The sequence below is a fragment of the Sphingopyxis sp. SCN 67-31 genome (assembly GCF_001725095.1).
Genome location: NZ_MEFH01000079.1, coordinates 42,883 through 55,684 on the forward strand (window position 1 = coordinate 42,883; position 12,802 = coordinate 55,684).

Sequence of the window (12,802 nt, forward strand, 5' to 3'; positions counted from 1 at the left end):
GGTCGGGCGGGGAAGGGTGAGGGCGGTCATGGCGGTGTCCGATGGGCGTTTGGCGTCGGCCGGTTGGCAAGGGGGAAGCATGGGTGAGGAGGGGCGCTTCCCCCTTGCCGCGAGGCTGCCTCGGGGGTTAGAGGCCGACCCGCAAGCTCGCACGGAATGCCCAGCCGAAGTGGCTCTGCTGCTCCTCCGCCGACAGTTCGGCGCCGACCTGGAAGGCCGAATTGCCGCCGATGCCGCGGATGCGGCCGATCCAGCCGCTGGTGCGCGCATCGGGGGTCAGGGTGAAGGGCGTGCCGTCCTTGAACGAAGCGACCGTCGTGCCGAGCGTGCCACTGACGATCTCGCGCCGCCCGCCCTCGATCTCGAAACGCGTCCAGCCGTCATATTGGTCGGAACCGCCGAAATCGAGACCGAGCGCCACGGTGCCCGACACCGCCAGTTCGTCACTGTCGCGGCCGAGGACGTTGAGGTCGAGCGCGTCGCCGCCGCCCGTTTCCTGATAGCCGTCCTCCTTCAGCTTGTAATAGTCGACCGCGACCGTCGGACGGAAGGACAGGCCGCCGAGGCGCCCGTCGTGCGCGACCGAACCCGAAGCCGACCACAGCGTCGCGTCCCATTTGCCGCGCATCGTCTTTTCGATTGCCTTGCCGTCCACCTCGGCGCGGAATACGCGCGTGCCCTTCAGGCTGACCGGGGCGCCCGACACGCGGGCGTTGGCCAGCCAGCCGTTCGAGCGCAGCCGCCAGTGGAGCGCGCCCTCCCATTGGCTGGAGCTGACCTCGTTGTCGTTGCTGCCGTTGCTGTCCTTGCCGCTGAGGAAGGCGACCGACCCGCCGAAATTGCCGACGCCGGTCTCGATCTCCGCCCCGAGCGAAATGCCCCAGCCCGAGACGTCGTAGCTCGCGGTGTTGCCGAGCCCCTTGGACGTGCCCCAGACTGCCTGGTTGACCCAATAGCCCCATTTCCCCTCGTCCTGATAGGGTGCGTTGGGGTCCTGAAGGTGGCGCGCCAGCGCGCGCGAGCCCGAAGTGAGCGTTTCGAACACCCCGCCTTCATGTTCGGGGAGCATCTGCTGCATCTGGCCGCGGAACTGTTCGCCATCGGTGATCCCGAGAAAGGCGCCCTCGATCGCCTCGTCGGCGGTGAGCGCCTCGAACACCGCGTCGAAGGCGCCCGCTTCGGAGCGGTTGAGGCCGAGTTCGGCCACGCTCTTGCGCGAGACATCGACGATGAGCTGGGTCGCGGTCGAACTCAGCACGCCCTTGTAGAGGAAGGGAAGCAGCGTCGTTTCGGCGGTCAGCTTGTCGGCGCCGGTCAGCGACCCCGCTGTGACGACGATATGTTCGCCCTCGGCATTTTCGATGCTCGACAGCTTGAGCGCGAGCTTCGATCCTTCGCCGAAGCCGGCATTGCCCTGCACCGTCAGCGCGGTTCCGGCAGCGCCGTCGTCGAGCGTCACGCCGAGGACGCCGTTCCCCGCGACCGAAAGCGACGCGATGGTCGCGGCGCCGGTCACGTCGAACGTGCCGCCGTCGACGCTCACCGCCAGCCCCTGCGCATTGGAGAGACGGCCCGAGAACAGGCCCTTGCCGGCGATCGACAGCGTATCCGCGCCGCCGCCGAAATCGACGTCGCCCCGGAAACTCGATGTGCCCGCGAGCGTCACGCTGTCATTGCCGCCGCCGAAGCTGGCGTTGCCGGTATAGGCCGCGTCGCCCGAGAGCTTGAGCTGGTTGTCGCCGGCACCGAAAGAGGCGTTGCCCTTCACCGTGCCGTCGGCGACGTCGAAGATGTCGCTGCCGGCGCCGAAGCGCACGTCGCCGACGATGGAGGGCGCGGCAACGCCAGCCGTGACCTCGGTCTGCTTCACGGTCGCGCCGGCGCCGTTCGCCGACAGGTCGATCGCGACATTGCGACCCGAGCCCACCGCGGCGCCGGTGGCGCTGATCGTGCCGCTGTTTTCGATCAGGTCTACGGTTCCCGACGCGTCGAAGATCGCGCGCGCGGTACCGTCCTCGCCGCTTGCCTTCGCGCTGATCGTGCCGCTGTTGCGGACCAGTGCCACATCGGCGCCGCTGTCGATGCGCAGCGCGGTGGAGATGGCCGTCGCCGTGCCGCCGCCCGCGGCCTCGACCTTGCCGGCGATGCGGACCTCCGGAACCGTCGCGCCGGCACCGATCAGGATCGCGGTCGCCGAACTGTCCTTCGACAGCGCGCTGACCGTCCCGGCGACGCCCATGCCGCCCGCGATGTCGACCGCGCCGCCCATGCCGCCGATCTGCACGCCGAGCCCGTCGATACCTGCGTAGAGCCCGTTGCCCGTGACGGTGCCGTCGATGATCAGCCCGAAGCCGGTTCCGGTGCCCGCAACCGCGCCGATCGCGATATCCCGGCCCGTCGCGCCGATCCGCATCGCGGGCGCCGAGCCATAGGAGCGGACCGCGGCGGAGCCTTCCTTCGCGTCCTCGATGCCGTCATTATCCTTGTCGGTGCCCGTTCCGCTGCCGTCCTTCGGAGGCACGGCGAGGATGATGCCGCCGGTCACGTCGCCCTCGATCGACAGCGCCGGACCGCCGATCAGCAGATCGTCGGCATCGAGCTTCGACGGGTCGGCCGGCGGGGTCGTGGTGCGATAGCCGGTCGCCGTCAGGCTTCCCTGCACGACGAGCGCGCCGTCGATGTCGCCCGCCAATCGCGCCGCGGTGGCGTTCTGGCCCGTCGCGGCAATGGTCCCGGCCAGCCGGACATTGCCCGTCACATCCTGCAACCCGACGCCCAGCGCATTGTCGCCGAGCACGGTGACGGTACCGTCGTTGGTGAACTTGCCGGTCAGGGGGCCGCCGAGCCGGATGCCCGCCGAATCATTGCCCTCGATCGTGATCGCGCCCGAATTGACGATATCGCCCGTGAAGGCGCCGCCGGTCGCGATTCCCGTGCGGTTGCGACCGACGGCGAAAGGTCCGTCGATGTCGCCATCATTGTCGATGTCGGTCGGTGCGTAGGATTCGTCGATGATGATCTTGCCCGTCGCCGCGTTGGTGATCGAACCCGTCGTTCCCGCGCCGGCGAAGATTCCGGTGGCGTCGTCGGCGTCGCCGATCGCGATCGTGCCTTCGTTCGCGACCTTGTGGTTGCTGTCGATGGTCACGGCGGTGCCGCCGGTCGGCTTGATCGAACCGTCCTTGCCGATCCGGATGTCGTCGGCCGCGCCGGCGTTGACCGTGGAGGTCCGCACCGGGGTCGTCGTGGCGGTGCCGATCGTCGTTTCGGCATGAACGGGCGCCGCCGTCATGGCGGCAAGGCAGGTCGATGCCAGCAGGGTCTTGCGCATGGAAATCCTCTTTTGATCGCAGGGAATGTCCTCCCGGGACAATCGCAAGACGGAGCCGCCACGCCGCGGCCTTGAAACATATTTTCCGGACAGGCGTTCTCCATGCGAAAGTCGGGGGAGGGCTGATCACGCGGAACAGTTCATCGCGTAATTCCAAGCATCTATCCCGACGACACGCCGAAGCCGGCAACCTTCCGGAACGATTTCGGAATGGCGCACGTTGCGCTCCTCGATCTGCATGGAACGGCAGATTGAGCGCGGGGAGGACCATTTTTTCTCTCCGCCACGCAGTCAATTCAAGGAGAGATCATGCGTAAGAATGCGATTATGTCCGTCGTGGCGGCGAGTTTCCTCATTTCGCCGGTCGCCGTGTTCGCCCAGTCGACGGACACCCCGGACCCGACGGAAGAACCCGCTCCGGCGCCGACCGAAGAACCGGCCCCCGCGCCGGCACCGCAGCCCACCGAAGAGCCGGCGCCCGCCCCGACGGACGAGCCCGCACCCGCTCCGACCGAAGAGCCCGCACCGGCTCCGGGCCCGCAGGCCTGATCCAATCGGATCGGAAAAGAAGAAGGGCGGCCGGCGCGATCCGGTCGCCCTTTTTCTGTCCCATACCCCCTCTATAAGCTGTCCGGGGGGCCGGCCGAGCGAACGGCGGACGACCTCGACCTGCCCCACATATTTGTCGGGGACATTTCCGAGGGGGAAGGGGCATGACGAGGGGAAGCGACAGATCCGATCCGCTGGCGCCGCGGACGGGCCTTGCCGATCTGTCGCCGGCCTATTTCGGGCTGGTCATGGCCACCGGCATCGTCTCTCTCGCGGCCTCGATGATGGCGCATCCGAACATCGCCCGCGCGCTGTTCTATCTCAATATCGTGCAATATGCCGTGCTGTGCCTGCTGTATGCGGCGCGGGCGTGGCGCTATCCGCGCCGGTTCTTCGGCGACATGGTCGAACATCTGACCGGGCCGGGCTATTTCACGGCGGTCGCCGGCACCTGCATTCTGGCGAGCCAGTTCCTCATTCTCGACGGCAATGTCGCGGCGGGCAAGGCGCTGTGGCTGTTCGCTGCCATCCTCTGGCTTTGCCTGACCTACACGATCTTCACCGCCCTGACGGTGCGGCACAACAAGCCGACGCTCGACAAGGGGATCAGCGGAAGCTGGCTTCTGGCGGTGGTGGCGACCCAGGCGATCTCCGTTTCCAGCGCGCTGCTCGCCGCGCGCATCGGCCAGCCCTACCGGCTCGAGTTTAACCTGCTGGCGCTGTCGATGTGGCTGTGGGGCGGCATGCTCTATATCTGGATGATGTCGCTGATCTTCTATCGCTATGTCTTCTTTCATTTTTCGCCGGGCGACCTTGCGCCGCCCTATTGGATCAACATGGGCGCGATGGCGATCTCGACGCTGGCCGGCTCGCTACTCATCCTGAACGCGCCCCACGCGCCGTTTCTGACATCGCTGCTGCCGTTCCTGAAGGGGGTCACGGTGTTCTACTGGGCGACGGGAACCTGGTGGATCCCGATGCTGGTCCTGCTCAGCATCTGGCGGCACGGTTACGAGCGTTTCCCGCTGCGCTACGACCCGCTTTACTGGGGCGCGGTGTTTCCGCTCGGCATGTACGCGGCCAGCACATGGCAGATGAACCGGGCGATGGAACTCGATTTCCTGTTCGCGCTGCCCCGCGCCTTCTTCTGGATCGCCCTGACCGCGTGGACGATCACATTCTACGGCATGCTGCGCGCGCTGATACGCGGGGCGCGGCCGAGCCGGAGCTGATCCTTGCCGGCGGGGTCATATTGGCGGCAGGGCTTGTATCGAACTATTAGTCTAGTCGATTGAAATTAATGATATTTTATTCCATGCTTGAAATATCTCCCCACATTCCTCCCCACATTTTCGCGGCACTATCACCGATTCAGGTGGAACGCTCGCCAACGAACAGCGCGCTTCGTCCCGCCGCATGAGCACAACAGAACCATATCAAGGCCAGTGCCGCCATGCCCGGCAGAAAACCGCCGTTTTCGAGGTTATTGGCACTGTCCATTACGGAGCGGCACTGTTTCGGCTTTCTAAAATATGATGTGCAGACAACAACTTGGGATCTGTCCGCATGGGCGGACGGTGTCGTAGCTTTATATCTTGCCTTTCAGATAAATCCTTGAATCCGTGCCAATTCCCTTCGAGAATTCTCACTCGGCCTCACGAATCGCCTACGCAGGCCACCCGCCGCTATCGCGCAAATGGCCGACAGCGGACATTCGGCTTTTAGCGAACGGATTGGAAAAGCGGACCTGTCTATCTACCGCGTGAGCCGCGCTGATGTCGCCAAGAGCGCAGTTTCTCCGATCCCCGCGATTCTGCCGACCGCCCGCTCGGGAAAGCCGCACGCGAAATCTATGTCCCTGATCTGCGATTGGGCCCAGGCATCATTCCCGGGCTCGCCGAAGGCATCAAGATCCAGCCACGCGACTTCAGATGATCGGCTAGTGCCGGTCATGACCGCAGTACCGCGTCCAGCCGAACCTGTCACCCGGCTCTAACGCGGAGCGAGCTGAGATTCGACTGCCTGAAGCCGCGCGACGTTCGCCGCATCGAGACGGAAATGATTACGTATCTGCTCGATGCGCGTCCGGCAATAGCCGGCCATCCCCTCGATACCGGCAAGGACTTCCACCACGCGCAGAGCGGGCTCGACATTGCCGGGCTCGTGGCGGCTGAGCCGATCAAATACGTCCAGCGCGGCCTCGGTCGCATTGCACAACAACAGGCATTCAGCGACCGCGGCACCTTCCTCGGTCGAGCGCCCAGTCTCGATCAGTCCGAATGCAAATGCCTGCAGCAAAGTCTGTTTGGTCGCCGCGGCCTGCCCCTTCGGCTTCGTCGTGACGATGCAAAGCACCGCCTGGGCGAGCTGCCCACTGTAGAGCAGATCCTGCAGGGCGGCGTCGCGCGCCGGGTCGAGCGTGCCACCGAGCCGCGCCCGGGCCGCGACCAGCGCCGCGTCGGCGAACGCACGATATTCGGTATCGAACTTGCGGATGAATATCCCTGTGTCCTTGCCGAGAAACGCGCTGGCTAGAACAATTGGCGCGGCTACGTCCTCCGCCACGGGGATGTCGGATGTGATCTTGGCCTCCACCAATGGCCAGCCGATATGGCTTGGCCGCCCGTTCATGCGGGCCAGCCCTTCTTCGCGCAGATATATCCGCAACAGCACGGCGCGCGCGAGAAGCCGGTCCGGGCCCGTGGCGCTGACCAGGGCGCCCTCGACGATCGCGCGCGCATCTTCGAGCCACCACGGGGTGAGTATACCCAAGGCCTGGAGCAACGCCGCCGAAGGTGGTCGGCCGCTCGCCGAGTGATATTCGGCGAGGATGTCGGCGAGCTCTAGTGGAAAGCCGGGACAATTGGCGGCAAGCGCAAGGATGCCTTCCTCCTGCTCCCCATCCGCTGCCAGCAGCGCATCGCGAAGGAACAGGTGCGACGTGCGGATCGCGAGCCGATGGAAGCGCTTGCCGCTGCCGAATTCCTCGACGCGCTCGCGCGGCGTTGCCAGCGGGGCATGGGAAAAGGCGTCGCGGAAATAGTCGAGAACCGCAGCCGCAAAGGGGCTGGCCCCGCCTTCCCACCGCTCGAGCTGCTCCTGCATTTCCGCTTGTGCGTAGGTTGGCGCGGTGGTGGCGCCGACAATAATGTCAGGACGCGATCGATCGAACGGCGCGACCTTGGCCGGGTTCGCGAGCATCCCACCGACTTCATGCCCGTCCATCAGGTGGGTCTTGAGGAACTCGACTTGCCGGCATGTCTGGATGAACGCGGCTTCGAGCCGGGCGTAATGGCGTTCCGCGCCGGCGAGATCGAAGCTGTCGAGCTGTGCGAGCAGTGTCGAAAGCGGCACGGCCGGGTCGATTTCGAGATGTCCGCCGACGCGGTCCCGGACCTTTCGGATGGGGTCGATCGTCGTGTCGTCGCGGTTGCTAGCGACGAATGCCTGGATCGCCGTCGGCGATTTGCCCGCGGCCACAATCAAGGCGTCGAGGCCATCCATTTGCTGCGGCGCGCCAGCCGGGACCGGGCGCGTGATCAGGCAGTCGTGGAAGCTCACAATATCCGTGAGGATGCGGGCCTTGAGGATGCGCGCAATCGATATGTGCGGCTTGAACAGCGCGAAAAGCTCCCGCTCGGCGCGGATCCAGCGCCGAAGGAGCGCGAGCTGCCCCGCACGCTGGTGAACCGGCGTGCTGTTGAAGAGCGTTTGCGAATTTGCCCGAGCAAATGCCAGCGCGTCGGTCCCGAAAGTCACGGGGATTTCGACATCTCGCGCCAGATAGTCGAGGACCGACGCGGCCGCTGGCGAAGCGAGCGCCGCCGGCGTCGCGAAGGGCTGGTGACCCGGCACCCCCAGTTCGCCGAGCGAATCCCAGAGCTCGCGCGCGCCCTGCATGAAATACTCGATTTTCGACGCGTCGATCGATGCCCAGATATCGGTGCGCTCGATGAAATCGATGTCCTGCACATGCGCGCCGAGCTTGTGCCGGGTGAGCGCGAGATATTCGGAGAACGCGTCGGCGAACGCGTTCACGGTGCCCTTGAATTTGGCACTGGCCGGAGAGGCGGCCAGACTGTTGCGCAGCCGGCGAGCATGTTCGATGAAAGCAGGGATGCGGATCGCGACATGGCGCGAGAGCATCCGCGCCATGTCGGAGTCGGTGGCGTGGCTGGCGAGCGCCGCGGCGAGCACGAGCTCTTCCACCAGGAAGCGGAGCTTGTCGAGCCGGACGGAGATTGTTTGGGGCGGGGAGTTGAGTTGAGACAAGGGCAGCTTCTGAATCAAGGGACGAGGCGATGCCAAGATGGCGCTCGCGATGCGGATTTCCATGGGCGTGGTCGCCACCCCGGCGAAAAGCGTCGGGAACGCCGCTCGGACACGTCGTTCACCTCCTTTGCCGGGCGTTCAGGCTCGCGTCTCGAACGCGCCCGCTGATGCCCACCGATCCGACTCCGCCGGCGCCGGTGACGGCGTTCGACGACATCGCGCGGGATGGACAGGAGCCGGCAAGCCATCTGATCGGCGCATTCGACTATCTCAACGCCTCCGGACGGCCAGAGGCGGCGGCGGTGCGTGCATTGATCGACCAATGGCTCGCAGCGTATCCGGCGCCGAACCGGCCCGAGATGATCCGGCGCCTGCGCTCGCGCGATGATGTCCTGCACCGCAGCGCATTCTTCGAGCTGCTGCTGCACGCGTTGCTGATCCGTCAAGGCTTCACGATCGTCAAAATCGAGCCCCAGCTCGCCAATGGACGCGCGCCCGACTTTCTGGTCGAGCCACCCGATGGGCGCCGCTTCTACTTGGAAGCGACGCTGGCATCCGGAATGAACAATGTCTCCGCGGGTGCCGACCGACGCATGCGCGAGGCGCTGCAAGCGATCGACGACGTAGAGTCGCCGGATTTCTTTCTCCGCCTGCACAGCCGCGGAATGCCGACACAGCCGATCGCGACCAGTCGCCTTCGGCGCTCGGTGCAACGCTTCGTCGATAGCCTGGATTATGGAGAGGCGGTCGCACGTGCGGCAGCGCATCAATCGCCAGCGCCGATCTGGCAGCACGACGAGCATGGCGCCCACTTCATGATTCAACCGGTGCCGAAGCGGACGCCGCGTCCAGGCGGCCGCGCGATCGGGGGAAGAATGCTTCCCGGCGGCATCATCCACCCCGAGGTCGCGATCAAGTCCGCAGTCGAAGGCAAGGCAGGTCGGTACGGCAATATCGACCTTCCGCTTGTGATCGCCGTCAATGCGCTCGAGGAGTTCGCCGGCATCGACGATGCCATCGATGCGCTATTCGGCACAACCGGCGTCGTGATCCCCGAGAACGGCGAGCCGCGCCATGTCCGCAATGCGGACGGGGCGTGGCGGAATGCGGGCGGGCCGGTCTACACGCGGTCGAGCGCGGTCCTTTTCGTCGAGCGCCTCTCCGCCTGGGGTGTCGGCCAGCGTTCGTTGCGCCTCATCCTCAACCCTTGGGCGCGTAACCCGATCGCCGGCCTGCCGCTTGGTGTCGAGGTGAGGGAAGTCGTTGACGACAGGCTGCAGACACGGCCCGGACAATCGCTTCGCGAGATTTTCGGCTTGCCGGAAGGCTGGCCGGAATAGCGGCCGCGCGAGCAACGATTGACGACCGCCCCTTTCGACATCGTCACCCTGCACTTGATGCAGCGCTGGCGAATGACGAAGATTGCCGTCCCGAAACAATCGAATGGTGCGGACAAGAGCGGATGACGTTGGACGGCTTTCTCACGGTGCTGGCGCTGCTCGCGGCGATCTACGCTGTGCTGCCCGCGGTCCAGCGCTTTCGGCTCGAGCTCGCCTGGCGAGCACAGGGGCTGCTCGGGATCGTGGCCATCGTCGTCATCCTGGCGCTGGAAATCTATGAAGTCCGGCCCCCGGCCTGCCCTTCGATGCTGGGCGATATGTGTCGCTGGCTGATCCTGCCGGATGGTGAGGTCGGCGCATCCCGCAAGCTCGCCTTTCTTGTAGCGTTCGCGTGGCTGGTTCTTTCGGTCCTCGTCCACAATCGCTGGCGGCCCTCGCTTGGGACCATTCCCGCCATCGCCCAGCTTGCGACCGAGTTGCTCGACGAGGAGCAATTCGGGGACGCCCTCAAGCTGCTCGAGCCGAGAATGGATCTTCTGGCTCGGGCAAGCCGCCGGCAATGCTGGCCGCAACGCCTTCACGACTGGCTGGAGGAGTTTGGTCCCATCGACCCGGACTCGTTCGCCGCGATGGCGCGGCGCCCGGGCGAGCGCCGATTTTCCGGCGAGAGTTGGCCGATGTGGGCGGCTCGGCCGGTGCGGATGCTTGCGCGCGCGGCGCCCGAACACCGGCGCGCCGAAGTTGCCGCGAGCGACATGCTCCAGATCCTGTTCAATTCGACCAGGCTGCTCGACTATATCGCCGAGCGCAGACCCTATTTCGGCATCGCGCTCATCGGAAATGGGGCGTTTGGGGCGGCCGATTTCTGCGAGCGCTATCTTTCGCGGTTGATCGCTACGCCGGGCAGTGCGCTCTATCACGAGGTCGCCACCAACCTTACTTCCGAAGGCGTGGCCTTCGCCCTGCCCGCTCGCAACAGGCTGCTGCACTTCCTGTTCGCCGATGCCGAGTGCGCCTCGCAGCTTTCGGCATGGAAGGGAGTGGGCAACTATGTCGAACGCCTACTCGATGGCGAGGAGCGCCCCGACTATTGGAAATGGCTTAACGGCGATCAGGCATGGTTTGATGAAGAGCAGTTTCGCGACCCGGTTTTCGTCGGAATGCTGTTCTTCGACATCATGGTGCGCTCCGCCGCCCAGCAGGGCGTGCGAGGCCATATGTGGCTCTACTACCTGCGGCACTTCGCCCGCAGCCTGGAGGCCGGGTATGATTCGAGCGGCGAAGGCATCGACCGCGAGAAGGAATTCCCGGTTCGCGCCGCGCGGCTGCTCTATGAGCTGACCCAGATCCTCTGCGGCTGGGTCGAGCTCTTCGAGCAGCTGCCGGAAGATTCGATACACCGGCAGTTTCCGCAGCGGCGTGACTCGCCTGGCTCCATCCCCCACGCGGCCGCGATTACCCTAGCCGACGTGCTTGCGACCGTGGCCACTTCGGATAGGGTCGATCACGGCGTGGCCCTGACGCTACAGATCGTCATCCTGAGGGTCATCCGCGGCTTCCACGAGGATGGCGCCGAGCACTCGAAAATGCGCGCATGGCTTATCGAGGCACTGCTCGACGGCGGCGGGAGCGTAGACCGGAAGCGCTATTACAACCGGCTTGCCGATCTCTTCGCCGACACCGACTATATGCTGCGTGCCGAAGTCGAGGACTATGCGGCCGAGCTGCAGAAGCGGCTGGATTGACAGGGGACGGGATGCGCAGGCCTTTCGATACGAGCTGTTTTGCTAATCGCGTGCGCGGTACCGACCCGTTCGCCGGTACCCCTGCTGACACCGTCGAGGGCTTCCTCGCCTCGGCCGCAGTCCTGCTTCGAACGGAACTCTTTCAGCCGCTCCTGTCGGCCTATGATGCGATCCGCTTCGACACGATCAACGAAATCGTCGTCACCGCGCACGATGCCGCAGCGATGGAACTCGGTCGCCACGGCCTCTTCGAATATAGCCGCCGCGGCCTTCTCGACTGCGACCAATGCCATGCCGATGATGCGCTTCATTACCTCTCTCAAACCAGGGCACCGGCCGCCGATCGGCTGAGCCTGATCGAGCTCATGGTTCGAGCGGCGCAGGCCGTCGCAGGCTTCAACACGGGCGCTGTCGAGGGTCGGATCGAAAGCATGCTGCGTGCTCGCTGCGTCCGGCTGACCTTTCGCAACGGCCGCTTCGAGCCGAGCGACGGGCCCGCTGTTGAGCAGGAAGTCCACGATCCTTTCTGGGATCTCGTCGCGGACGGCAGTTGGGACAATGTGCGGGTGGATATGCGCACCGCGCTCTCGCTTCGCGATAGTGGCGGGCCCAATCCAGCGCTCTACGCCGCGCGTGCGCTCGAGAGCACGGTCAAGATCATCAGCGCGGAACGCGGCTGGCTCACCGGCAAGGAACGAGGGGCGGCGAACGTCATCGACACGCTTGTCAGCGCACGCAATGGCCGCTTCATCGAGCCATGGGAGGCCGAGATGCTCAAGCGGTTCTTCGCCGATGTTCGCAATCCGGACGCGCATGGCGCCGGCAGCGTGCCGCAACCGCAACTCACTCCCATTCAGACGGGCTGGGCGATCGAATTCTGCATGATATCGATCAAGAGCCTTTTGAAGCGCTTCTGATCAGCACCTCGCTACCACATCGCGGCCTATTACCCTTTCAACAAGCAAGCGCCTTCGCCAGTATCGGAATCAAGCTCCCGAATTTCGACCCCCGGCGGCACTAGGTGAGCGCAATCGGAGCGGTTGGGTATGCCAACTCTGCGTATTTTCTGACATTACTTCGCTTACAAGCGTCAATTTTCACGTTGGTAATCTGCCTCGAACGAGGGACCTTAAACGATGGAGCTAAACGAGCTTCCGCCAAAAAACGGAGTAACCCGGGCCTATTGCGAAACCTGTAGCGGTCCCCTCGACCTTATCTTCGCGCCATTTCGGGAGACAGTGTCTGGCGTCGAAATCGACATGGACGGCCTGCCGACGCTCGAATGCCCAGCGTGCGGCTGGCGAACACTTCCCGACCGGACGCGCTTTTCGATCATGCGTGCGCACGAGATGGCCTCGAACGAAGGCATCACAATCTTCAAAAGCAAGCGTAACAAGATCATCCACGATTTCGGTTTTACCGATGTTCCGTTTAACTATGATCCCGACGATTTCTATTATTACCCCGGTCTGTCAAACGGCGTTCAAAAGGGACCCCCGATCGGCGTCGAAGAGGGACCCCCTTTTCGGATAATATGATGCTGGTTTGTTGAAGATGGCCTTGCG

9 protein-coding genes are annotated in these 12,802 nt (G+C 64.7%); 6 read left to right on the top strand and 3 right to left on the bottom strand.

Going from position 1 to position 12,802, the window contains the following annotated elements:
- Positions 1 to 127 precede the first annotated feature (127 nt).
- Positions 128 to 3,331, bottom strand: coding sequence for an autotransporter outer membrane beta-barrel domain-containing protein (locus ABS88_RS16810; protein ID WP_286750180.1), 3,204 nt, complete (start codon positions 3,329 to 3,331; stop codon positions 128 to 130).
- A 309-nt stretch (positions 3,332 to 3,640) separates the two neighbouring features.
- On the opposite strand from ABS88_RS16810, the gene ABS88_RS16815 reads away from it, so the two are divergent.
- Positions 3,641 to 3,880, top strand: a complete 240-nt coding sequence (locus tag ABS88_RS16815) for a hypothetical protein (protein ID WP_076075378.1) — start codon at positions 3,641 to 3,643, stop codon at positions 3,878 to 3,880.
- Positions 3,881 to 4,044: 164 nt separating this feature from the next.
- Complete coding sequence (locus ABS88_RS16820) at positions 4,045 to 5,112, top strand: tellurite resistance/C4-dicarboxylate transporter family protein (RefSeq protein ID WP_104959655.1); 1,068 nt, start codon at positions 4,045 to 4,047, stop codon at positions 5,110 to 5,112.
- A 139-nt stretch (positions 5,113 to 5,251) separates the two neighbouring features.
- Here the strand turns inward: ABS88_RS16820 and ABS88_RS16825 are convergent, their stop codons facing one another.
- Both ABS88_RS16825 and ABS88_RS16830 read right to left on the bottom strand, forming a co-directional pair.
- Complete coding sequence (locus ABS88_RS16825) at positions 5,252 to 5,380, bottom strand: hypothetical protein (protein WP_286750181.1); 129 nt, start codon at positions 5,378 to 5,380, stop codon at positions 5,252 to 5,254.
- 492 nt (positions 5,381 to 5,872) lie between these two features.
- Positions 5,873 to 8,215, bottom strand: a complete 2,343-nt coding sequence (locus ABS88_RS16830) for a hypothetical protein (RefSeq protein WP_286750182.1) — start codon at positions 8,213 to 8,215, stop codon at positions 5,873 to 5,875.
- 104 nt (positions 8,216 to 8,319) lie between these two features.
- Between ABS88_RS16830 and ABS88_RS16835 the strand changes: the two genes are divergently transcribed.
- The 4 genes from ABS88_RS16835 to ABS88_RS16850 all read left to right on the top strand — a co-directional run bounded on the left by ABS88_RS16835 (position 8,320) and on the right by ABS88_RS16850 (position 12,775).
- Positions 8,320 to 9,492 (top strand): hypothetical protein, encoded by a 1,173-nt coding sequence (locus tag ABS88_RS16835; RefSeq protein ID WP_286750183.1) that lies wholly within the window; start codon positions 8,320 to 8,322, stop codon positions 9,490 to 9,492.
- Between the two features lie 122 nt (positions 9,493 to 9,614).
- On the top strand, positions 9,615 to 11,237 hold the full coding sequence (locus ABS88_RS16840) for a hypothetical protein (protein WP_286750184.1): 1,623 nt from the start codon (positions 9,615 to 9,617) through the stop codon (positions 11,235 to 11,237).
- 11 nt (positions 11,238 to 11,248) lie between these two features.
- Positions 11,249 to 12,154 (top strand): hypothetical protein, encoded by a 906-nt coding sequence (locus ABS88_RS16845; RefSeq protein ID WP_286750185.1) that lies wholly within the window; start codon positions 11,249 to 11,251, stop codon positions 12,152 to 12,154.
- A gap of 342 nt (positions 12,155 to 12,496) precedes the next feature.
- Positions 12,497 to 12,775 carry a hypothetical protein gene (locus ABS88_RS16850; RefSeq protein ID WP_286750186.1) on the top strand — a complete coding sequence of 93 codons (279 nt, stop codon included), beginning with the start codon at positions 12,497 to 12,499 and terminating at the stop codon, positions 12,773 to 12,775.
- The last annotated feature ends 27 nt before the right edge of the window (positions 12,776 to 12,802 follow it).